Here is a 20,947-nt window from a genome sequence, read left to right as displayed (position 1 = left end):
GAGTTCATTGGCAAAAGCAAGCAGTCAAGGTTTAACGGGAAGACAAAAAGCGGCAATTCTGCTAATCACGATGGGGCCGGAAGTATCTGCTCAAATATTCAAGCATTTGCGTGACGAAGAGATTGAGCAACTTACATTGGAAATCGCCAATGTGCGGAAGGTCGATGCAACGGAAAAAGATTCGATTATGGCTGAGTTTCATCAAATTTGTTTGGCTCAGGAGTACATTTCCCAAGGCGGCATCAATTATGCCAAAGAGATATTGGAAAAGGCACTCGGGTCGCAAAAAGCAGTTGAGGTCATTAACCGTCTGACGGCGACGTTGCAGGTGAGACCGTTCGATTTTGCCCGCAAGGCTGATCCAAACCAGATTTTGAACTTTATACAGAACGAAAATCCACAGACGATTGCTCTCGTGCTCTCGTACTTGCAATTTGAGCAGGCGGCGGCGATTCTGTCGTCCCTGCCACAGGAAAAGCAGGCTGAGGTGGCTCGGCGTGTCGCTGTAATGGACAGCACTTCGCCGGAAGTCATTTCACAAGTGGAACGTGTGCTGGAGCAAAAGCTGTCAGCAACCGCGACGCAGGATTACACGAATGCAGGTGGTATCGAGTCCATTGTTCAGATTTTGAATGGGGTAGACCGAGGGACCGAACGCACGATCCTCGACTCGCTTGAAATTCAGGACCCTGAACTGGCCGAGGAAATCAAGAAAAGAATGTTCGTATTCGAGGATATCGTCAATGTGGACAACCGTTCCATTCAACGTATTATCCGCGATATCGACAATGCCGATTTGCAGTTGGCGCTTAAAGTGTCCAGCGAAGAAGTACGCGATGTGATTTTCCGAAATATGTCGAAACGGATGGCAGAAACCTTCAAAGAGGAAATGGAATATATGGGACCGGTACGGCTGCGTGATGTGGAAGAAGCGCAGACTCGCATCGTATCGACGATCCGCAGATTGGAAGAGGCCGGTGAGATTATAATCGCACGCGGCGGAGGAGATGACATCATTGTCTAACTTGATCAAATCTTTCCAATATGTGCCTGTTGAAGCTTTGAAAACCATTGATGTGGCACATACGTATGCGCCAGAAACGTCGGACGAGGAAGTCACAACTGAACATATGGAGCCGGAACCACAGAGAGATTACGAGACTGAACGGCTCCGGGATGAAATGCTGAATGATGCCAAGGATTTTGCCGAACGGCAGGTTCGTGAGGCGGCTGAAGAAGCGGAACGGATGCTTCAGGAGGCGCAGCAGCAGATTGAAACCTGGTGGCAGGAACGCCGTGAGCAGGACGAGCAGTTAACAGAGTCCTTAAAGGCTGACGGGTTTCAGCAAGGCTATGAGGAAGGCCAAAAGTTGGCTGAGGCCGAGCTTCAGGTGAAATCGGAACAGATGATGGCAGAAGCGCAGGATATTTTGCGTCAGGCCTATGAGACCAAGGAGCAATTGATTCAGGAGGCTGAGCCTTTTCTGGTCGAGCTGAGTAGTTCTATTGCTGAGAAAGTTATTGAAAAACAGCTTAGTATTGAGCCTGAATATACCATTGAGCTCATTCGTAAAAACTTGGCTCGTAAGCGGGAAAAAGGAACAATTACACTGTGTGTGTCGCCTCAGCATTTCGCATTTGTGCAAGGTGCACGCGAAGAATTGTCATTAACTGTCGATTCGCAGGCAGAACTGCAAATTATTCCTGATGGAACTGTGAAGGATCGCGGCTGTGTTATTCGTTCTTCCTTTGGAAGTGTGGATGCACGGATAGATACACAACTGGCTGAGATCAAAAAGGAACTGCTGCGTCTGGCACATGAGAACGAGGAGCGAAGAGATGAAGGGGCTTAATGCGCAGCGCTACATGGATCATTTGCGACAATTAGACCCGGTTCGGGTAAACGGCAAAGTGACACAGGTTATCGGTTTGATGGTGGAATCGGAAGGTCCGGACGCCAGTATTGGGGATGTTTGTTACATTTATCCGGGTAAAACGGCTAAGCCACTGCAAGCGGAAGTTGTAGGCTTTAGAGACAACAAGGTACTTTTGATGCCGCTCGGAGAACTGCAATCCATTGGTCCCGGCTGTGATGTCGTAGGAACAGGAAAGCCATTGAACGTGCAGGTGGGATCGGAGCTGTTAGGCAAAGTGCTGGACGGTTTGGGCCAACCTTTGGACGGTTCGTTGATTCCCTCACGGATGGCGAGATACTCGACCTTCAACATTCCATCGAATCCGCTGAGTCGCCCGCGTGTGCAGGAGCCGATCAGTATCGGTGTACGAGCCATTGACGGATTGCTTACCATCGGTAAAGGACAGCGGGTCGGTATTTTCGCAGGCTCCGGTGTAGGTAAGAGTACCCTAATGGGAATGATTGCCCGTAATACGGAAGCAGATGTGAACGTAATTGCTCTGATCGGGGAACGTGGACGCGAAGTGCTGGACTTTATTGAACGGGATTTGGGTCCGGAAGGGCTTGAACGTTCAGTAGTCATCGTGGCAACTTCCGACCAACCCGCGTTGATCCGTATTAAGGGTGCGCTCATTGCAACGACGATCGCTGAATACTTTCGTGATCGCGGATTGAACGTCATGCTGATGATGGACTCGGTAACCCGGTATGCGATGGCGCAACGTGAAGTAGGATTGGCAGTCGGTGAGCCACCGGCGATGAGGGGTTATACCCCTTCTGTATTCGCCAGTTTGCCCAAGTTGCTGGAGCGTGCGGGAACCGGGCCTACAGGTTCCATAACCGCTTTTTATACGGTGCTGGTCGATGGTGACGACATGAATGAACCCATCGCGGATGCGGTGCGCGGGATCTTGGATGGGCATATTGTGCTCAACCGGGGGATAGCGAATAAAGGACATTTTCCTGCAATTGATGTGTTAGCCAGCATTAGCCGGGTCATGAAGGATATTGCACCACGTGACCAGATTGACGCTGCCGAGAATATTAAGCGCCTGATGGCGGTTTATAAAGATTCAGAGGACCTGATTAACATTGGGGCTTATCAGCAGGGTTCGAATGCAGAAATTGACGAATCCATGGATCGCATACGGGATATATGGGATTTTACAAGGCAAAGAACGGATGAAAAGGTTGAGCTGGACGAGGTTCGTGAGCGTTTGATTTCTGAATTTACGAGGAGATGAAGGTTGAACGATGAGATTTCAGTATTCCTTTCAGAAAGTTGTAGACTTGAAAACCAACGAAAAGTCACAGGCCGAATGGTTGCTTTCCAGTGCTGTCGGACAATTGCAGGCTGAGGAGCAGACATTGATACAGCTATTAGGCGAAAGGAATCGGGTCATATCAGCCATTCAAAAGGCTGCCGAGGATTGCGCGCCGCTCTCTACCATTCAGGAATTACAGACTTACGTCAATCATCTGGATCAATGTATCACACGCAAGCATAGGGACGTTCAATATGCGCAGCAAAATGTGCAAAGCAAACAAACCGTTTTGACCGATAAAATGCTGGATGAACAAGTTTGGCTGAAAGCGAGAGAGAAGGCCAACGTGAAATTCCAACAGGAAATGCTCCTGCGCGAGCAGAACGAGCTGGATGAAATGGCTTCCGTGAGATTTGCCATGAAAGCCCGGTAAGCGGAAAGTCACAGGATACGCATATCAGCTGCCTGAGGAGGAAGACGATGGCACGGAATTTAGCAGAAAATGAACTGGATATGGATTTGGAAAAAGAGTCAGGCGGGGGATTTGAACGGTTTATGTTTTTCCTGATTCCGATTGTTTTTACAATCGTTCTGGTCGGGGTCCTGCTTACGCTGTTCAACATGGATTTCAGAAGTGAAATGATTTCATTGGGAAACAAGATTCCGATTGTGAAGAATTGGATTCCTGAACCGAAAGACAAGGTTGCCAAGAGCAAAGAGGCTGATCAGAAAGCCCAGTCCCAAAGCTCCGAAGCCACTATCCAGCAGCTTAAGGCAGATTTGGCCAAGCAGACAGAAGAACTTAAAAAGGCTAGTGATGCCAAAACGACTCAGGATAAAAAGGTTACAGAACTGCAAAATCAGGTTAGTACGTTGCAAACGCAACAGGAACAACAGCCGCAGTCCAGTCAGCAGGGACAGACACAGACAGGTACGCAAGCGGTAGACGGAACAGCGAATGAAGACCCATATGTAAAACAGGCCAGAGACCTTGCTTCCATGTATGAAGGAATGACGGCAAGTAAGGCAGCACCGATTATGGAAAACTTGACCACCGAAGAAACGGTACAACTGCTAAGCTACATGGACCCTGCGAACAGTGCGAAGATTTTACAAAAGATGGATGCTAAAAAAGCAGCCGATATCACGATGGCTCTGAAAAACGTAACGCCATCTACTGATTTGTCGTTGGCTGCGTTGCAGTCCCGCTTGAAAAAGGACCAAAGCACGGCAGCGGGAACAACGAGTAAAAGCCTGCAAAACACTCAAATTAGCAGTACATTCGCTTCCATGGACAAGAAAAGTGGTGCCGAGCTTATTTTACAAACTTACAAAATCAGTCCGGACAAGGCATTGAACATATTAAATACAGTAGATGATTCGACACGTGCCTCTTTACTGCAAAATATGTCTGCGAAGGATGCTGCACAGACGGCGAAAATTTTGAACAAGCTGATGGGCAGCAAGTGATTTGAATGAAGGGAGGTGAAAAAATAAATGACACTTATTTCTCAAAGTGTATCTCTCAGCAGTTCCAGTCAGACGGCTGGTAGCACAGCTAGTACAGCGACAACTTCAACAGCAGGGACGGCAGCAGCAGGAGCCACAGGCGGTGCTTTTAATCAGACGCTTACGCAAATGATGACTGGCGGGCAAACGGGTTCTACAAGCACAGATGCTGGGAAATCTCCATTAGTTATGGTGCTGCCGTTGATTGCTGCCGGAGAATCGACAGAAGCTTCAGCAGAACCGCTTGTTGAGACATTGGCTCCATTACTGCAAAATCTTGAAAAGCTGGATGATCAGGTAACAGCTGATCCAGCCTTGTTTGCAGCTCTCCAGTCGTGGGTTCAGCAAGTACAGCAGCTTTTAGGCGGTGGAGCGGAGCAGCAAACAGACGGGGCAGGAACGAATGAGGCGACAGGCTTAACGGCTTTGGCAGCTCATCCGGCTACCATTCGGTTTGCATTACAGGATGCTTTGTCACAGCTTGCAAATGTAGCGAATCAGGCTACGGGAGACCAAAAGTCCCAGATTACACAGCTGTTACAATCGCTTCAAAATACGACGGCTGGTACGGGAGCTATTTCCGATGAGCAGTGGACCGGCGTACTAAAAGCTGTGGAGCTTGCTGATGGCGCAGATTCACAAGCAGTTCAGCCTTCCGCGAATCGGGCGAATGGCACTCAGACATTAACGGCTGTTTCTACAGACAAACAGGTTGTTGCTACTGAGCAGCAGACGAGTCAAGGTGGGACAAGCCAGCAAGGTACAGAAGGACAACGTTCATCAGCTAATATTCATGTTCAAGCCGCTGTTAAAGCCACTCCAACGGATGAAACTGGTGCAGTAGTAGACGTAACCGAGCAGTCTGATCCGGCAGCGACCGACAGTCAAACTTCTGTGATTACGACCGCAGGCCAGCTTTCGGTGCAGACGCAAGGCACAACTCCTTCCGCTCCGGCGCAGCCTGTTGTACATGTACGACAATTTGCTAAGGAAATGACGGAATTTGTAGTGCAAAAGCTTGATATCGTGAAACATTCTGGGTTAACGGAAGCGACTATCATGCTTCGCCCAGATCATTTGGGACAGCTGGAAGTTAAACTGACGATGCAGAATGGGCACTTGGTCGCCCAGTTCATGACTGAGCACAGTGGAGCTAAGGATTTGCTTGAACAGCAAATGTCACAGCTGCGTGCAAGTCTTCAAAGCCAGGGTATTCAGGTAGATAAAGTGGAAGTGACGCAAAATGAATCACTCTCTTCCCACATGTATCAGGATGGCCGTGGATCAGGTGCAAATCAGCAGCAACAATCCGAGCAACGTTCCAAGTCGCGGAGTAGAGAAGAAGCCGAGGATGCTCTAAAGGTAGCTGAAATGGCGGAGGAACTCCGCAATTGGACAGCAGAACAACGCACAGATGATGTAAATCGGACAGGCTCCTTTACAGCACAAGCGTAGCATGGAGGTGAGAACACAATGACGACTGCGGACAATAATGTATCCACCAGTAACGTCTGGCCAAACTACAACGTGAATAACGTCAAAACGGCAAGCGCCAAGGATACCAAAACGATGGGTAAGGATCAATTTTTGAAAATTTTGATTACCCAGCTCCAAAACCAGGACCCAATGCAGCCTCTGGAAGATAAGGAATTTATCGCGCAAATGGCGCAATTTTCTTCCGTGGAGCAGTTGATGAACATTTCTACCCAGTTGAATACGTTGGGACAGTCTTTAGGAATATCCTCCGGTTTGATTGGAAAAGAAGTCAGTTGGATTGAGGCTGGTAAAAAGGATTCGCTTACGGGTGAAACGGGTGCAGGTGCGGTGAAAAGTGGAATCGTGGATTCCATCGTTATTCGTGACGGTGTACAGTATGCCAAAATCGGAAAGTCAGAGGTAGCCCTGAAAGATGTGACATCGGTAAGCCAGGCTCAAACAACGGCTTCCTCGGCAGGGACAACGGATACTACAACTTCTTCCTCTACTGGAAGTGGTGAGACACGTGAATGACCGAATAACGGTCGGATGTCTTTTTCCCGCCAATGTCCCTCCGGCAGCAATCTCGCAGAACCGGGTAAATACGGTACCTAAGGATGGTAGACCATTCGGACAGGTGTTGCAGGATCAAGTACTCAAGCTGAGCAACCATGCAGCAAAGCGTTTGGAGCAGCGGGGGATAGAGCTGAGAAGTGACCAGATGGCGAAGATTAACTCCGCTGTGGATAAAGCAGCTGCCAAAGGCGCCAAAGAATCATTGATTTTAATGCAGGATATGGCGTTGATTGTAAGTGTGCCCAACCGGACAGTAGTTACCGCGATGGATAAGCAATCCATGCAGGATAACGTATTTACGCAAATTGATAGTGCCGTTATTATTTCATAGAAAATTTAGCAAGAAGTGGCTGGCCCGAGCAGGAAAGCCATGAAGAAGCCGCGGATCGACTGATGCGGTTAATCGAGCAAGCATTCAGAGGAGGATTTATACTCAATGTTGAGATCAATGTATTCGGGTGTATCGGGTATGAAGGGCTTTCAAACAAAGCTGGACGTTATCGGTAACAACATTGCAAACGTAAATACAACAGGCTTCAAGTCCAGCCGTGTCATGTTCAAGGATATTTTGAGCCAAACAAGTTCGGGTGCAAGTGCGCCGGACGGAACGACTACTGCGGGACAAAATGCCAAGCAGGTCGGTTTAGGGGTATCGGTCAGTTCGATTGATACACTTCATCTTCCAGGTAGTGCTATGACTACGAACAATCCGACAGATTTGCGGATTAATGGTGACGGATTTTTCCTGGTCAAAATGAATGATGCACAGGAAGTTCCTTATCTGACTCGCGCGGGTGATTTTCACGTGGATGCGAACCGAAATTTGGTTACCTCAGATGGCTTTTTCGTAGGAGACGCGGGTGGGGATCCGATCACACTTGCTGACAATGTTACATCGTTCTCTATCTCGCAGGACGGTACGATTGTACAACAATTGGATGATGGCACCGTGGACAATGGCACGCAAATTGGTATAGCCAGAGTGACAAACCCCGAAGGCTTGGAGAAAATCGGAGGTAGCTTGTACCGTACCACTGTTAACTCCAACATTGATGCACTTGAGCCTGGAGTAGCTAATTCGGAGGGCCGGGGCGCTATCATTGCGGGCCAGCTGGAAATGTCCAACGTCGATTTGACAGGTGAATTTACCGAAATGATCGTGGCGCAGCGCGGCTTCCAGGCGAACTCGCGTATCATTACGACCTCGGATGAAGTGCTTCAGGAAGTTGTAAACTTGAAACGATAATCGCATCTAAACGCGGGGAAGTATGGGCTTCCCCGCTCCTATCAGGAGGTTGGTGTAACGATGATCCCGTTAACGCGGCTGAACGGCTCGCCTATGTGGCTTAATGCTCTGCTCATTGAGACTGTGGAGGAAACGCCGGATACATACGTCACTTTAGTGACGGGGAAACGGTTGATTGTATTGGAAAAAGCGGCAGATGTCGTCTCCTTGATCAAGGGTTACAGCCGTGAAATCGGCATACATGCCGCCACGATAAAAGTGCAACAAATGGAGGAAGACGAATGAAAAAGATGCTGCCATGGCTCATTACAATTTTACTCGCGATTACTTTGATTGCAGGTGCGGCCTTTGTACTTATACCAGCGCTTAGTGGGAAGAAGTCGGAAGCCACTCTAAATGCGCAAGCCGCTCAAGCAGAACAGCTTCCCCGACTGTCAGCAGATGAATTAGTGGAAGTGAGTTCTGAAATTACTGGTATCAAAACAAATTTGGCAGACGCTGATTATATTGTCCAAATGAACCTTTCCTTTCAATTAAACGATGCTAAAGCAAAGGAATCTTTTGAAAAAATCAAGGACATCAGTATCAAGCCAATCGTTATTCAATTACTTGCAGACACCAAGCCTGATGAGCTCAGAACAGCTAAAGGCCGGGACCAATTCAGTGACAAGCTGACGGATCTCATCAACAAGTCGCTCCCTGAAGGTCACCTGGGGAACGCCAAAATTACAGACTTTTTGCTGGCAGCCATTTGATTCCAGGTGAACTTGTCAGAACATGTAAGGGGGTGAATAACATTGGTGGATGTAATGTCGCAAGGGGAAATTGATGCCCTTTTAGCAGCTCTATCGTCCGGTGAAATGGATGCGGAAGAACTTAAAAAGGAAGATACCCAAAAGAAAGTTCGCGCTTATGACTTCAAAAGAGCGCTTCGGTTTTCCAAGGATCATATTCGGAGTTTGACGCGGATACACGAAAATTTTGCGCGGTATCTGACCACTTATTTTTCAGCACAGCTCCGGACGTTTGTCCAAATTAATGTCGTTCAGGTGGAGCAGCTTCCTTATGATGAATTCATTCGCTCCATTCCAAAAATGACCATTTTGAACATTTTTGAAGCCGAGCCGCTGGAAGGACGCATGGTGCTTGAGGTTCACCCGAACGTAGCTTTTGCAATGCTGGACAGGCTTCTCGGAGGAACCGGATCAGCGCCGTCCAAGGTTAACGCGTTGACAGAAATTGAGACGACAATCATGGAGCGGATTTTTAGTCGTACCTTTGACAGCCTGCAAGAGGCTTGGAAAACGGTATTGGATATTGAACCGCGTTTGGAGGCAATGGAAACCAATCCGCAGTTTATGCAGATTGTTTCACCAAATGAAACGATTGCCTTAATCTCACTTAGTACCAAAATTGGTGATACCACAGGGATGATTAACCTTTGTATCCCGCACGTGGTATTGGAGCCGATTATGGCTAGACTGTCCACGCACCAGTGGTTTACATCCGAAAAGAAATCAAGGGCGCCTGAAGAGATTGACGCCTTGAGATTACGGGTCACGAAAGCGCAACTTCCCATTATTGCCGAGCTAGGTGAATCCCGAATAAATGTGGCCGAGTTTTTGGGCCTTTCGGTGGGGGATGTCATTTCATTGAACAAACCCGTCAAGGAAGGGCTCTCCATCCGGGTGGGCGAAAAACTGAAATTCTTGGGAAGTCCCGGCATGGTAAAAGATCGTGTTGCCGTACAGATTGATGAAATTGTCAGCGAAGGAGTTGAAGAAATTGACGAGTAAAGACTATTTGTCCCAGGAGGAAATTGATGCCCTGCTGAAACAGTCTGAAGCGGGCACGGATTCTACTCCCGCCAACAAGACCGTTGACGATTTTCTGACTCCTCTGGAGCAGGATGCTCTCGGGGAGATCGGTAATATTACGTTCGGCAGCGCAGCGACAGCTCTTTCCACACTGCTTGGTCAAAAGGTTGATATTACAACCCCTAAAGTTTCAATTATTACCCGCTCTGAATTCGAAACAACTTTTCCTAAGCCGCACGTAGCGGTACATGTGAATTATGTAGATGGATTTGAGGGTATTAACTCGCTCGTGATCAAAAAGCGTGATGCGCAGGTCATAGCGGATTTGATGCTTGGCGGTGAAGGAAATCCGGTAGATGAAGAATTGAATGAAATTCACATCAGCGCTGTGCAGGAAGCGATGAACCAGATGATGGGTTCGTCGGCAACCTCAATGTCTACTATGTTTAACCGATTTGTTAATATTTCTCCACCTGGAATTGATATTTTGGATCCCATGCATGGTGATGGAGTATCCAGCCTGCCAGACGAACAGACGTTGATTACAGTATCCTTCCGTTTGTTGATCGGTGACCTGATTGACTCTACATTGATGCAACTGTTGCCTGTGCATTTCGCTAAAAAGATGGTGAGCATTCTGATGAATGGCGGAGAGGAAGATGAGCAACCGCAAGCGTCGGCACAGCAAGTAGCTGCAACGACTGCTCCAGAAGTGCCGCAACAAACCGAGATTCCGCAACAGCAACCCGCACCAACGTATCAACAGCCGCCTGTAGCCGCACAGGTGCCTGTCCAGACGCCGCAAGATGCAGGTTATGGACAGCAACCGCCTATGTACCCTCAAGACCCTGGATACGGTCAGCAGGGAGCGCCAGGTTATGGAATGCCTGGAGGTGTCCCACCGCAGGCCCCTTATGGAGCGCCTCATCATTATGGTTCGATACCGGGACGAAATGTAAATGTGCAGCCTGTACAATTTTCAAACTTGCAGTCCGGTGCATTTGCGCAAGTGGATGAAAACAATTTAAATTTATTGATGGACATTCCCCTTAGAGTCACCGTAGAATTAGGAAGGACCCAAAAGCAAATTAAAGATATTCTAGAGCTCTCACAAGGTTCAATTATTGAACTGGACAAGCTTGCTGGGGAGCCAGTAGACATTCTGGTTAACAACAAACTGATTGCCAAAGGCGAGGTTGTCGTAATCGATGAGAACTTCGGCGTGCGTGTGACGGATATTGTAAGCCAATGGGACCGTATTCAAAAATTACAATAATAGCATAATTTAGGGAGGATTTATTTCAGATGGCAAACCGTATTTTGATCGTGGACGATGCTGCATTTATGAGAATGATGATTCGGGACATCCTGTCCAAAAATGGATATGAAGTAGTAGGAGAGGCCCAGGATGGATCACAGGCTATTGAAAAATTCAAGGAACTTCGTCCGGACCTGATTACGATGGATATTACGATGCCCGAAATGGACGGCATTGCCGCTCTGAAGGAAATCAAAAAAATTGACGCGAACGCAAAGGTCATTATGTGTTCCGCGATGGGTCAGCAAGCGATGGTTATTGATGCTATCCAAGCAGGCGCAAAAGATTTTATTGTTAAGCCTTTCCAATCGGATCGGGTTATCGAAGCCATCAACAAAACACTGGGTGTGTAAGGCGCATCCGGTATGGATACACAACAGGGTGCCTCTGACGCATTGAGTACATCTAGCAATATAGGCAACATTGCCTGGGTCCTTTTCGTGCTGATCTTTATCATCGTACTGATCGTGTACTTGATACGGTTTTTGAGTAAAAGAAATCAGAGCTGGTTCAGCAACCGCTCCGTTCGCATACTGGGAGGCGTGGGGCTGGGCCCTAACAAATCCCTTCAGCTTGTTGAAGTTGGCAGCAGTGTGTACCTCATTGGTGTGGGAGAAGATATCCGGCTTGTTGACAAAGTATCCGATCCTGAAGAAGTGGAGCAAATTTTGGCCGCACTGGAGCAGGAAGCTTCTCTGCAGCGCGGCCCGATTGCCCCGCTATTCGCTAAAATTGCGGATAAGCTTCGCCGGAACACCGCGGCACAGCAGCAGTCTGAAGAGGAAACGTCTTTTCACGAGATGTTCGAATCCAAGCTTCGGCAGATGCCGAATCGTAAGGATAAACTCGAAAAGCTGCGCAATGAGGAGAATACTACAGATCGGTCGGGAGATTCATGAGAAAAAAGATTATACTTGCATGTTTGCTGCTTGTCTTGTTCAGCTTCATTTCGGTGACGGCGGCCTCTGCGGAACCGATTCCGAACATTGATATTCAAGTCGGCAACTCGGATAAAGGACAGCCCGGTGCCACCTCGCTGTCTATTATTTTACTTATTACTGTCATCAGTGTAGCGCCCGCGTTGCTTGTGCTTATGACGAGCTTTACGCGAATTGTGATCGTGCTGGGCTTTGTTCGCACCTCGCTGGGGACTCAGCAGATGCCGCCTAACCAGGTGCTTGTCGGGCTGGCTCTGTTTCTTACCTTATTCATTATGGCACCGACGTTCTCAGCTATGAACGAAACTGCCCTCCAGCCGTATCTCAAGGGGGATTTGACACAGTCTCAGGCGCTGGACAAGGCTGCGGTACCCATCAAGACCTTTATGTTCTCTCATACACGGGAGAAGGATCTACTGCTCTTTATGAAATACACCAAGATGGAAAAACCGAAAAACTACCAGGATATTCCATTAACGGTGATGGTTCCGGCTTATGCCATTAGTGAGTTAAAGACAGCATTTCAGATGGGCTTCATGATCTTTATACCATTTTTGGTTATTGACATTGTGGTGGCGAGTACGCTCATGGCTATGGGGATGATGATGCTGCCGCCGGTGATGATTTCGCTTCCTTTTAAAATACTGCTGTTTGTGCTCGTAGATGGTTGGTATCTGGTCGTCAAATCATTGCTTCTGAGCTTTAACACATGAATTTTTCCCGCAGGGACAGCAATCAAGGAGGACGGCAATGACTTCGGAGTTTATTATTTCCCTTGCCGGACAAGCGGTGTACACAGTGCTTAAAGTTAGCGCTCCGATGCTGATTTTGGGACTGGTCGTCGGTTTGATTATCAGTATTTTTCAGGCGACAACCCAAATTCAGGAGCAGACTTTGGCATTTGTTCCGAAGATTGTCGCCGTATTACTGGCATTGCTCTTGTTCGGACCTTGGATATTGACGACATTAGTGGATTTTACGTTTAACATTCTGGACAATCTGTACAAATATATAGGTTAGGCTGAAGTTATGGACATGTTGTTACAGAGTTTTCCTGTTTTTTTGCTGATTTTTTGTCGGATTACCTCGTTTTTTGTAGTAGCGCCTATATTTTCAACCCGAGGAGTACCTAGTACCTTTAAGGTCGGGATTTCCGGATTTCTCGCATTGATTGTGTATCTCACTTATGGTACGCATCAGCAAGTACCGACGGATGCAGCGTATGTGCTGTTGGTAGGTCGCGAGGTGCTGATTGGATTGTTGCTGGGTTTCACCGCTTATTTATTCATGACAGCGATCCAAACCGCAGGTTCCTTTATTGATCTTCAGGTGGGTTTCGGGATGGCAAGTGTGTTCGACCCGATGACAGGAGCTTCGTCGCCTCTAACGGGGAATTTCAAGTTTGCCATAGCCGTGTTGCTCTTTTTAAGTTTAAATGGGCATCACCACCTGATAACCGCTATTTTATACAGTTATGATTGGGTGCCGCTGACAAATGATTTTTTTGTAAAGCTGTATGGAGGTAGTGTTACAGAGTTTCTGGTACGTTCCTTTGCTGAATCCTTTTTGCTGGCTTTTCAAATTGCGGCTCCTATAGTAGTAGCTACTTTTTTAACGGATGTGGGACTCGGATTTTTGGCTAAAACGGCTCCGCAGTTTAACATTTTTGTTATTGGCGTGCCGCTCAAAATTATTGTCGGGCTGTTCATGTTACTGCTTCTGATGCCGAGTTTTGCTTTTATCTTCGAAAAATTGTTTACTGTGATGTTCGAATCCATGCGCAACTTGTTGGATATTATGGGCAACCGTCCTTAATATCTGGTTTGGAGGAACGTAGTTTGTCATTTAAATATGCTATGAACCTGCAGTTGTTCTCAGGGGAAAAAACGGAAAAAGCCACACCCAAAAAGAAACAGGATGCTAGGCAAAAGGGGCAGGTTGCCAAAAGTATGGAGTTGCCCGGGGCGGGCGTCCTGCTGGTAACGTTTTTCTGCCTTATGATTTTCGGCGGGTATTTCAAGGATCATGCGGTTCGCTTGTTTCGGGATATTTTTGTAAATCGGTTAACGATGGAAGTAACGCCGAACACTACAATGCTGATGATGGGTGAGTATGGCGTGCAAATCATGATTATGCTGGCTCCTATTTTTGTTGGGGCCATTGTCATCGGGATCGTGGCAAATTACATGCAGATCGGTTTCTTGTTAACTGGAGAGGGGATTACGCCCAAGTTTAGCAAGATTGACCCGATTAAAGGATTTAAAAATATTTTTTCCATGCGGTCACTGGTCGAATTCCTCAAATCTGTTTTAAAAATGTCCGTGATCGGCTATCTGGTGTACGGCGTGCTCTGGAAAACAAAAGCAGACTTACCCAAGCTGGCCGAAATGTCCGGTGACCAGATGTTGAGCTTTACGGCATCATTAACCATGGAGCTGGGACTCAAAATTGGTGTGGTGCTGTTCGTTTTAGCAATATTGGATTATATGTATCAACGCTATGAGCATGAGAAAAATCTGAAAATGTCCAAACAGGACATCAAGGATGAATATAAGAAAATGGAGGGTGACCCGCTGATCAAAGGGAAAATTCGTGAACGACAGCGCCGAATGGCTATGCAGCGCATGATGCAGGAAGTTCCCAATGCAGATGTCATCATTACCAACCCTACGCACTTTGCTGTGGCTTTGAAATATGACGGTTCGGAGATGGATGCGCCGCAGATTATTGCGAAAGGGCAAGATTACGTAGCGCTCCGAATTAAGGAAATTGCCAAGCAAAACGGCGTTATAACGATGGAAAACAAGCCGCTGGCACGGGCGCTGTTTCAAAGAGCCGAAATCGGGGATGCCATTCCAGCTGATCTGTTCCAGGCTGTTGCCGAAGTGCTGGCGTATGTATATAAATTAAAAGGTAAAGTGAAATAAAGGGATCGGAGGCCAAGAGACCCGTGAAAATAAAAGAAATAACCGTCCTTGCAGGCGTCATCGGCATCGTCCTTATGATGATTCTACCGATCCCTTCATGGTTGCTCGACATTTTGCTCGTGATCAACATATCGATTGCTTTGATGATTCTACTTGTGTCCATGAACACAAAGGAAGCTTTACAGTTCTCTATTTTTCCTTCATTACTGCTCATCACAACGTTATTTCGTCTGGCGCTTAATATTTCTACGACCAAGCTCATTTTAGGTGAGGGACATGCCGGGGAAGTAGTGGCTACGTTTGGTAGTTGGATTGCAGGTGGACAAATTGCGGTCGGTTTTGTTGTCTTCCTAATTCTCGTGGTTGTGCAGTTTATCGTGATCACCAAGGGCTCCGAGCGAGTTGCTGAGGTAGGCGCACGGTTTACACTGGACGCGATGCCGGGTAAACAAATGAGTATTGATGCCGACCTGAATGCAGGTCTGATCAACGAACAGCAAGCCCGTGAACGGCGCAGTAAAATCGAACGAGAAGCGGATTTTTACGGAGCAATGGATGGTGCCAGCAAATTTGTTAAAGGTGACGCCATTGCCAGTATTATCATTTTGATTATCAACCTGGTCGGCGGTTTTATTATCGGTATGGCTGTTCAGGGTAAAGGGTTTCAGGAGGCGCTGTCGACTTACTCCGTTCTGACCATTGGTGATGGACTGGTTAGCCAGATCCCCGCGTTGCTCATATCCACAGCGTCAGGTCTGATCGTTACACGAGCTACATCTGATGGAAACTTGGCGGATGATTTGACGGAGCAGCTCTTTTCATATCCAAAACTGATTTACATCGTGGCTGCCACGATTGCTTTGTTGGGCTTGTTTACTCCTATTCATATCATTACGACCCTTCCACTGGCGGTTCTGCTGTTTTTTGCGGCCCGAAGAATGCAGGGCAATATGGAACGTAAGCAGATTGCTGATGAACAGATGGAAGAAGAGCAGCAGATTGAAGAGGTGCGCAGTCCGGAAAGTGTCATTAATTTGCTTCAGGTCGATCCGATCGAATTCGAGTTTGGATACGGGCTGATTCCGCTGGCTGATACGCAGCAGGGCGGGGATTTGCTAGACCGGATTATTATGATCCGCCGTCAATGTGCGCTGGAACTGGGCTTGGTTGTGCCGGTCATTCGTATACGGGACAATATCCAGCTCAAGCCGAACGAGTATGTAATCAAGATTAAAGGCAATACGGTAGGCGGCGGGGAATTGCTGTTAAACCATTATCTGGCAATGAGCCCGGGATACGACGACGATTCCATTACAGGCATCGAAACGACAGAACCAGCCTTCGGATTGCCTGCGCTCTGGATTGATGAGAATACCAAGGATGTTGCGGAGCTGTCCGGTTATACGGTTGTGGACCCTCCTTCGGTTGTAGCTACTCATTTGACGGAAACGATCAAGAAACATGCCCACGAGTTGCTTGGTAGACAGGAAACGCGGTCGCTGGTCGACAATCTCAAGGAAAATTATCCGGTGCTTGTGGACGATCTTATTCCTTCCGTGTTGGCGATTGGAGATGTACAAAAAGTGCTGGCCAAGTTGTTAAAAGAAAAAATCTCCATCCGCGATATGGTGACCATTTTCGAAACGCTGGCTGATTACGGCACTTATACAAAAGATCCGGACGTGCTGACTGAATATGTTCGCCAGGCGTTATCTCGCCAGATTACACAACAGTTCGCCCAGCAGGGAGAGACGCTACGTGTCATTACCGTGGGACCAGGGCTGGAGAAGAAAATTGCCGAAAGCGTGCAACAGTCGGAGCAGGGCAGCTATCTGGCACTTGATCCGGTATCAACGCAGACGGTGTATCAAAGGATGATGGAGCAAATCAATCGTCTCATTCAATCCGGGCAGCAGCCTATCGTATTAACATCACCGACGATTCGTATGTATTTGCGGCAAGTGATGGAACGGACGATGCAGGATGTCCCGGTACTGTCGTATAGTGAGCTGGAGCCGAACGTTGAAATTCAAAGTGTCGGGGTGGTGAACTTATGAGAGTGAAACGATATGTAGTGGATACAATGCCGGAGGCCATGATGCAAATCAGAGGTGACTTCGGAACGGATGCCGTCATTTTGAGCACCAAGGAAATGAAGATCGGCGGATTCATGGGTATGTTCGGAAAAAAGAAAATCGAAGTCGTCGCTGCGGTAGAGGAGCAGCAGCTTCAAAAACCACGACGGGTTCAACCGTCACAGCAGCAGTCAGTTGAGGCTTTTCCATCCATGAGTGCTCCTGAGCAGCAGGAAGTACCATCGTCACCAGTGGTTCCCAGACAAGCCGCTCCTGAAGCCTATCGACGGGTAACGCAGATGACAAACGGTTCCAAAGAGGGATTGGCTGATTTGCTGGCTGGCTCCGAACAAGCTGCCTCAAGCATGGAGCGTTCTTCATACGGGGCTGGTTATAGTGTGGAAACAGAAAATGAAGCTTTGAACAACAAAGCAGCGGTTCCGAAAAAGGAAACATCCGACGAATTGTTTAAGCTACCTTCGGAGGCAAGCGTTCCAGACAAGATAGGGGCAGAGGAAAATCAAGCCCTGCTTAATGAATTACGGGAAATGAAAGCTATGATGACTCGATTTTCCCGCAATTCTGTGATGGAAAATACTTGGCCGGAACCGTTACAAAAGATTTGTGAGCGTATGCTGGAGCAGGAAGTGGAACGCGATTTGCTGGAGCATTGGCTTGAACGGGTATATGAGCGCCGAAGTGAGCATCCGTCTGATCCTGAATCTTTTGATTGGGAACATGCTCTTCGTGCAGAAGTGGCCGGATTTATTCGGGAAAGGCTGGACAAGGGCATCTCGAAAGATACCAAAATTGTGTATGTGGCAGGTCCAACCGGAGTGGGAAAAACGACGACCATTGCCAAGCTAGCAGCAGAACAGCTGTTTAAGCATCACCGCAAAGTCGGATTTATTACCTCTGACACGTACCGTATCTCGGCTGTCGAACAGCTGCGTACATACGCTACGATTTTGAATGTGCCGCTTGAAGTCGTGCAATCTCCCGGAGATGTTCACAGAGCTATTCAACGTCTGGAGCATTGTGACTTGATCCTGATGGATACTGCAGGACGAAATTACCGTAATGAGCTGCTCGTTTCGGAATTGCAAAGTCTGCTTTCACCTATTAAGGAAAGTGAGACGTATCTGGTGCTTAGCCTAACGTCCAAAAGCAAGGATATGCTCAACATAACCGGACATTTCAGTAAGTTTGGACTTGGTAAGGTTGTATTTACCAAAATGGATGAGACAGGTAGTTGTGGTGGTATGTTTAATCTGTTGCACCAGTTTCCTATGCAACTGGCCTATATTACGAACGGTCAAAATGTACCTGACGATCTACTGCATCCAGATACAGAAATGGTGACAAACCTGCTGTTCGGAACCACAGAATCGTCAGGAGATACTGAGGATTCTGTATGAGTGACCAAGCCCAATCTCTTAGGCAAATGGCTTCAGCCCTAGATAAGTATCGACTGCCTGCACGTAATCGTCATGCGAAAATAGTGACAGTCACCAGTGGTAAGGGTGGTGTGGGCAAATCTAATTTCACCCTTAATTTTGCTTTGGCCTTGCAATCGCTTGGCCGAAAGGTACTCGTATTTGATGCAGATATCGGTATGGCCAATATTGATGTGTTGATGGGTGCCACTTCAAGATACAATCTTCTTCACCTGTTAAAACGTGAAAAATCAATGGCCGAAATTGTTCAAACGGGCGTAGGAGGCTTGCCTTATATTGCTGGAGGATCTGGCTTGAGCGAGCTGTTTACGTTATCCGATGACGATTTGAACTATTTTGCCGATGAGGTGGAGAAAATTGCCGCAGATATGGATTATGTTTTGTTTGACACCGGTGCGGGGTTATCTAAAGAAAACCTTAAATTTATCACATCCGCTGACGAATGTATGGTCGTAACTACGCCAGAGCCTACGTCTTTAACGGATGCTTATGCGCTGATCAAAGTCGTCAGTGGATTGCAAAAGGATACAGTATTCAAAATTATAGTCAATCGTGCCGATAACGATAATGAGGCCCGTCAAGTTGCCGATAAGATAGCGCTGGTTGCGCGACGCTTTTTGGAGATCGACATTCCGTTGCTGGGACATATCAGTGATGACACTCATGTCATGCAGGCAGTCAAAAGGCAGGTGCCTTTTTCAATTGCTTATCCGGGATGTACGGCATCCAGAGATGTGTTGAATCTGGCGCACCGTTTTGCAGCGATGCCACAGGCTCCACATTCAGGTGCTTTAAGCGGAATCAAAGGGTTTATGCAAAAATGGTTGCGGCGTTCGGCGCAATGATTTTGATGAAGGAAACAGAGGTGTTTAACATGTGTGCTTACCGGGTGCTGGTTGTGGATGATTCGGCCTTTATGCGCAAAATTGTTTCAGATTTAATTGTAAGGGATGATTCGTTTGACATCGCAGGTACAGCCGCCAACGGCAAAGAGGCTGTAGAGAAAGTGAAGGAGCTACAGCCTGACCTGGTCACAATGGATGTCGAGATGCCTGAAATGAATGGTCTTGAAGCGCTCCCTCTGATTATGGCGGCCCATCCGCTTCCGGTCATTATGCTCTCTGGTATTAATGAACAAGGTATGAAGGAGACCATTATGGCTCTGGAAGCAGGAGCTTTCGATTTTATACGGAAGCCCTCCGTCTCCCATGCTCAGGATATCCAGCAGGTGGGCAAGGCGCTATTGGAGCAGATGCACACTGCTATGCAAGCAGTCCGCAGCCGATTGGAGCGCAAGGAAGCTAACGAACGAAAAGCGGCGCTGGAACAAGCGAAAAAAACGCCGCTAGAGCAGACTCCAGAAGGACAAGCTGTGGCTGACAAGGGAGCGGAAGGTAAGGCTCTTATTGCACCGATTGCTTCTGCAACTGCTGCACCGGTTCCGCCGAAGCGGGATACTGGCAAGTCTGCTCCGGCAGCCAAGCCGGAACAGAAACGGCCGCAGACGGGCAGCTCTGTGCCTGACAGCCGTTTAAGTAAGCCGGTCGCCCAGCCACGGAAGACGGCGCAAGCACCTGCTACGCAGAAGAAGGAGGAGCCACCTAAGGCAGCTGAACGTACGCCAGGGCAACTGAATATTTCCGATACGGCTGCAGCCAAATCGCTGCACGCCACGGATAAGGGAGGGCTAATCAAGCCGGAGCCTCGAAAAACGGTGTCTACGCCGGTTCCTTCGGCTCCAGTTGCTTCTATGGCTGCTACGCCCCCAGTGACGGCACCAATAGTTCCAGCAGCGCCTAAGGGGTTCTCTCTTAAAAAAGGCGGAGTATATTCGCCCAACTTTCGCAAGCTGGTGGCGGTCGGATGTTCTACGGGGGGGCCGCGTGCGCTCAAGATGTTGCTGGAACACATTCCCGGGGATTTTCCCGCTCCGATTGTCATCGTGCAGCATATGCCGCCAAACTTTACCCGTTCGCTGGCACAGCGTCTGAATACGTTGAGTCCGCTCCGGGTGGTTGAAGCTGAGCAGGGGATGACGTTGGAGACCGGAACAGCTTATATTGCTCCGGGAGGATATCAATTGAGAATTGTGCCGGGAGCCAGTGGTAAATACACCGTATCACTGAAGACGGAAGAAGCTCGTAACGGTCACCGTCCTTCTGTTGACACGATGTTCGAATCGTTACTCCCGTTAAGCTCTCTGGAACGGCATCTGGTGTTGCTGACTGGCATGGGAAGCGACGGGGCTAAGATGATGAAAAAGCTTTATGATGCAGGGGTACAATCCACATTTGCTGAAAATGAGGAAACTTGCGTAGTGTACGGAATGCCCCGCTCGGCTGTAGAGTTAAAATGTGTGCGCCACCTTCTGCCGATGCAGGAGATCGCCCCCAAGCTTGTACAAGTTGTGAAATAATCGGAGTGTAAC

At 48.0% G+C, this 20,947-nt stretch carries 23 protein-coding genes; all 23 read left to right on the top strand.

The genetic code is table 11. From position 1 onward, the window contains the following. Positions 1-7: 7 nt before the first annotated feature. The 23 genes from fliG to ABH897_RS01355 all read left to right on the top strand — a co-directional run bounded on the left by fliG (position 8) and on the right by ABH897_RS01355 (position 20,935). Complete coding sequence (gene fliG, locus ABH897_RS01465) at positions 8-1,024, top strand: flagellar motor switch protein FliG (RefSeq protein WP_283655626.1); 1,017 nt, start codon at positions 8-10, stop codon at positions 1,022-1,024. Continuing rightward, positions 1,017-1,853 carry a FliH/SctL family protein gene (locus ABH897_RS01460; protein WP_404591025.1) on the top strand — a complete coding sequence of 279 codons (837 nt, stop codon included), beginning with the start codon at positions 1,017-1,019 and terminating at the stop codon, positions 1,851-1,853. Before fliG ends, ABH897_RS01460 begins: the two co-directional genes overlap by 8 nt. After that, entirely contained in the window at positions 1,840-3,159 is a 1,320-nt protein-coding gene (gene fliI, locus ABH897_RS01455; protein ID WP_283655628.1) for a flagellar protein export ATPase FliI, read from the top strand. Before ABH897_RS01460 ends, fliI begins: the two co-directional genes overlap by 14 nt. Before the next feature lie 10 nt (positions 3,160-3,169). Beyond that, positions 3,170-3,613: a flagellar export protein FliJ gene (gene fliJ, locus ABH897_RS01450; RefSeq protein WP_283655629.1), complete on the top strand. Its 444-nt coding sequence runs from the start codon at positions 3,170-3,172 to the stop codon at positions 3,611-3,613. 47 nt (positions 3,614-3,660) lie between these two features. Continuing rightward, positions 3,661-4,650, top strand: coding sequence for a magnesium transporter MgtE N-terminal domain-containing protein (locus ABH897_RS01445; RefSeq protein ID WP_404591023.1), 990 nt, complete (start codon positions 3,661-3,663; stop codon positions 4,648-4,650). Positions 4,651-4,677: 27 nt separating this feature from the next. Next, positions 4,678-6,144 carry a flagellar hook-length control protein FliK gene (locus tag ABH897_RS01440; protein ID WP_283655631.1) on the top strand — a complete coding sequence of 489 codons (1,467 nt, stop codon included), beginning with the start codon at positions 4,678-4,680 and terminating at the stop codon, positions 6,142-6,144. An 18-nt stretch (positions 6,145-6,162) separates the two neighbouring features. Continuing rightward, positions 6,163-6,699, top strand: coding sequence for a flagellar hook capping FlgD N-terminal domain-containing protein (locus tag ABH897_RS01435; RefSeq protein WP_283655632.1), 537 nt, complete (start codon positions 6,163-6,165; stop codon positions 6,697-6,699). Further along, complete coding sequence (locus ABH897_RS01430; RefSeq protein ID WP_283655633.1) at positions 6,692-7,072, top strand: TIGR02530 family flagellar biosynthesis protein; 381 nt, start codon at positions 6,692-6,694, stop codon at positions 7,070-7,072. The genes ABH897_RS01435 and ABH897_RS01430 overlap by 8 nt, the downstream gene beginning before the upstream one ends. 105 nt (positions 7,073-7,177) lie before the next feature. Then, complete coding sequence (gene flgG, locus ABH897_RS01425; protein WP_134910131.1) at positions 7,178-7,987, top strand: flagellar basal body rod protein FlgG; 810 nt, start codon at positions 7,178-7,180, stop codon at positions 7,985-7,987. Positions 7,988-8,047: 60 nt separating this feature from the next. After that, complete coding sequence (locus ABH897_RS01420) at positions 8,048-8,272, top strand: flagellar FlbD family protein (protein WP_014281086.1); 225 nt, start codon at positions 8,048-8,050, stop codon at positions 8,270-8,272. Further along, positions 8,269-8,742, top strand: coding sequence for a flagellar basal body-associated FliL family protein (locus ABH897_RS01415; RefSeq protein WP_404591020.1), 474 nt, complete (start codon positions 8,269-8,271; stop codon positions 8,740-8,742). The genes ABH897_RS01420 and ABH897_RS01415 overlap by 4 nt, the downstream gene beginning before the upstream one ends. Positions 8,743-8,784: 42 nt before the next feature. Then, complete coding sequence (fliM, locus tag ABH897_RS01410; protein WP_137062728.1) at positions 8,785-9,783, top strand: flagellar motor switch protein FliM; 999 nt, start codon at positions 8,785-8,787, stop codon at positions 9,781-9,783. After that, entirely contained in the window at positions 9,773-11,080 is a 1,308-nt protein-coding gene (gene fliY / locus ABH897_RS01405) for a flagellar motor switch phosphatase FliY (RefSeq protein ID WP_283655634.1), read from the top strand. The genes fliM and fliY overlap by 11 nt, the downstream gene beginning before the upstream one ends. A 29-nt stretch (positions 11,081-11,109) precedes the next feature. Next, positions 11,110-11,475: a response regulator gene (locus ABH897_RS01400; protein WP_014281090.1), complete on the top strand. Its 366-nt coding sequence runs from the start codon at positions 11,110-11,112 to the stop codon at positions 11,473-11,475. A gap of 12 nt (positions 11,476-11,487) precedes the next feature. Next, the gene (locus ABH897_RS01395) at positions 11,488-12,021 is read left to right on the top strand and encodes a flagellar biosynthetic protein FliO (RefSeq protein ID WP_283655635.1); all 534 of its coding nucleotides are present in this window, start codon (positions 11,488-11,490) and stop codon (positions 12,019-12,021) included. Continuing rightward, positions 12,018-12,773, top strand: coding sequence for a flagellar type III secretion system pore protein FliP (gene fliP, locus ABH897_RS01390; protein ID WP_134910122.1), 756 nt, complete (start codon positions 12,018-12,020; stop codon positions 12,771-12,773). Before ABH897_RS01395 ends, fliP begins: the two co-directional genes overlap by 4 nt. A gap of 37 nt (positions 12,774-12,810) precedes the next feature. After that, complete coding sequence (fliQ, locus tag ABH897_RS01385; RefSeq protein ID WP_014281093.1) at positions 12,811-13,080, top strand: flagellar biosynthesis protein FliQ; 270 nt, start codon at positions 12,811-12,813, stop codon at positions 13,078-13,080. Positions 13,081-13,089: 9 nt separating this feature from the next. Then, positions 13,090-13,875 carry a flagellar biosynthetic protein FliR gene (gene fliR / locus ABH897_RS01380; RefSeq protein WP_283655636.1) on the top strand — a complete coding sequence of 262 codons (786 nt, stop codon included), beginning with the start codon at positions 13,090-13,092 and terminating at the stop codon, positions 13,873-13,875. Continuing rightward, positions 13,875-14,987 (top strand): flagellar biosynthesis protein FlhB, encoded by a 1,113-nt coding sequence (gene flhB / locus ABH897_RS01375; protein WP_283656245.1) that lies wholly within the window; start codon positions 13,875-13,877, stop codon positions 14,985-14,987. Before fliR ends, flhB begins: the two co-directional genes overlap by 1 nt. Before the next feature lie 23 nt (positions 14,988-15,010). Next, complete coding sequence (gene flhA / locus ABH897_RS01370) at positions 15,011-17,044, top strand: flagellar biosynthesis protein FlhA (RefSeq protein WP_044644858.1); 2,034 nt, start codon at positions 15,011-15,013, stop codon at positions 17,042-17,044. Next, positions 17,041-18,480 carry a flagellar biosynthesis GTPase FlhF gene (flhF, locus tag ABH897_RS01365; protein ID WP_404591018.1) on the top strand — a complete coding sequence of 480 codons (1,440 nt, stop codon included), beginning with the start codon at positions 17,041-17,043 and terminating at the stop codon, positions 18,478-18,480. The genes flhA and flhF overlap by 4 nt, the downstream gene beginning before the upstream one ends. Next, positions 18,477-19,364 (top strand): MinD/ParA family protein, encoded by an 888-nt coding sequence (locus tag ABH897_RS01360; RefSeq protein ID WP_404591016.1) that lies wholly within the window; start codon positions 18,477-18,479, stop codon positions 19,362-19,364. Before flhF ends, ABH897_RS01360 begins: the two co-directional genes overlap by 4 nt. Positions 19,365-19,393: 29 nt before the next feature. Further along, positions 19,394-20,935, top strand: a complete 1,542-nt coding sequence (locus tag ABH897_RS01355) for a chemotaxis protein CheB (RefSeq protein WP_404591203.1) — start codon at positions 19,394-19,396, stop codon at positions 20,933-20,935. Positions 20,936-20,947: the final 12 nt, after the last annotated feature.

This window comes from Paenibacillus sp. RC73, from assembly GCF_044908085.1.
Lineage (GTDB): Bacteria > Bacillota > Bacilli > Paenibacillales > Paenibacillaceae > Paenibacillus > Paenibacillus terrae_A.
Note: the sequence above shows the minus strand (reverse complement) of the source record. Positions and strands in the feature narration are given on the sequence as shown.

Coding starts and splice junctions, on each gene's coding strand:
- fliI (WP_283655628.1), top strand. CDS start 1,840: ATGAAGGGGCTTAATGCGCAGCGCTACATGGATCATTTGCGACAATTA.
- fliJ (WP_283655629.1), top strand. CDS start 3,170: ATGAGATTTCAGTATTCCTTTCAGAAAGTTGTAGACTTGAAAACCAAC.
- ABH897_RS01445 (WP_404591023.1), top strand. CDS start 3,661: ATGGCACGGAATTTAGCAGAAAATGAACTGGATATGGATTTGGAAAAA.
- ABH897_RS01440 (WP_283655631.1), top strand. CDS start 4,678: ATGACACTTATTTCTCAAAGTGTATCTCTCAGCAGTTCCAGTCAGACG.
- ABH897_RS01435 (WP_283655632.1), top strand. CDS start 6,163: ATGACGACTGCGGACAATAATGTATCCACCAGTAACGTCTGGCCAAAC.
- flgG (WP_134910131.1), top strand. CDS start 7,178: ATGTTGAGATCAATGTATTCGGGTGTATCGGGTATGAAGGGCTTTCAA.
- ABH897_RS01420 (WP_014281086.1), top strand. CDS start 8,048: ATGATCCCGTTAACGCGGCTGAACGGCTCGCCTATGTGGCTTAATGCT.
- ABH897_RS01415 (WP_404591020.1), top strand. CDS start 8,269: ATGAAAAAGATGCTGCCATGGCTCATTACAATTTTACTCGCGATTACT.
- ABH897_RS01400 (WP_014281090.1), top strand. CDS start 11,110: ATGGCAAACCGTATTTTGATCGTGGACGATGCTGCATTTATGAGAATG.
- ABH897_RS01395 (WP_283655635.1), top strand. CDS start 11,488: ATGGATACACAACAGGGTGCCTCTGACGCATTGAGTACATCTAGCAAT.
- fliP (WP_134910122.1), top strand. CDS start 12,018: ATGAGAAAAAAGATTATACTTGCATGTTTGCTGCTTGTCTTGTTCAGC.
- fliQ (WP_014281093.1), top strand. CDS start 12,811: ATGACTTCGGAGTTTATTATTTCCCTTGCCGGACAAGCGGTGTACACA.
- fliR (WP_283655636.1), top strand. CDS start 13,090: ATGGACATGTTGTTACAGAGTTTTCCTGTTTTTTTGCTGATTTTTTGT.
- flhF (WP_404591018.1), top strand. CDS start 17,041: ATGAGAGTGAAACGATATGTAGTGGATACAATGCCGGAGGCCATGATG.
- ABH897_RS01360 (WP_404591016.1), top strand. CDS start 18,477: ATGAGTGACCAAGCCCAATCTCTTAGGCAAATGGCTTCAGCCCTAGAT.
- ABH897_RS01355 (WP_404591203.1), top strand. CDS start 19,394: ATGTGTGCTTACCGGGTGCTGGTTGTGGATGATTCGGCCTTTATGCGC.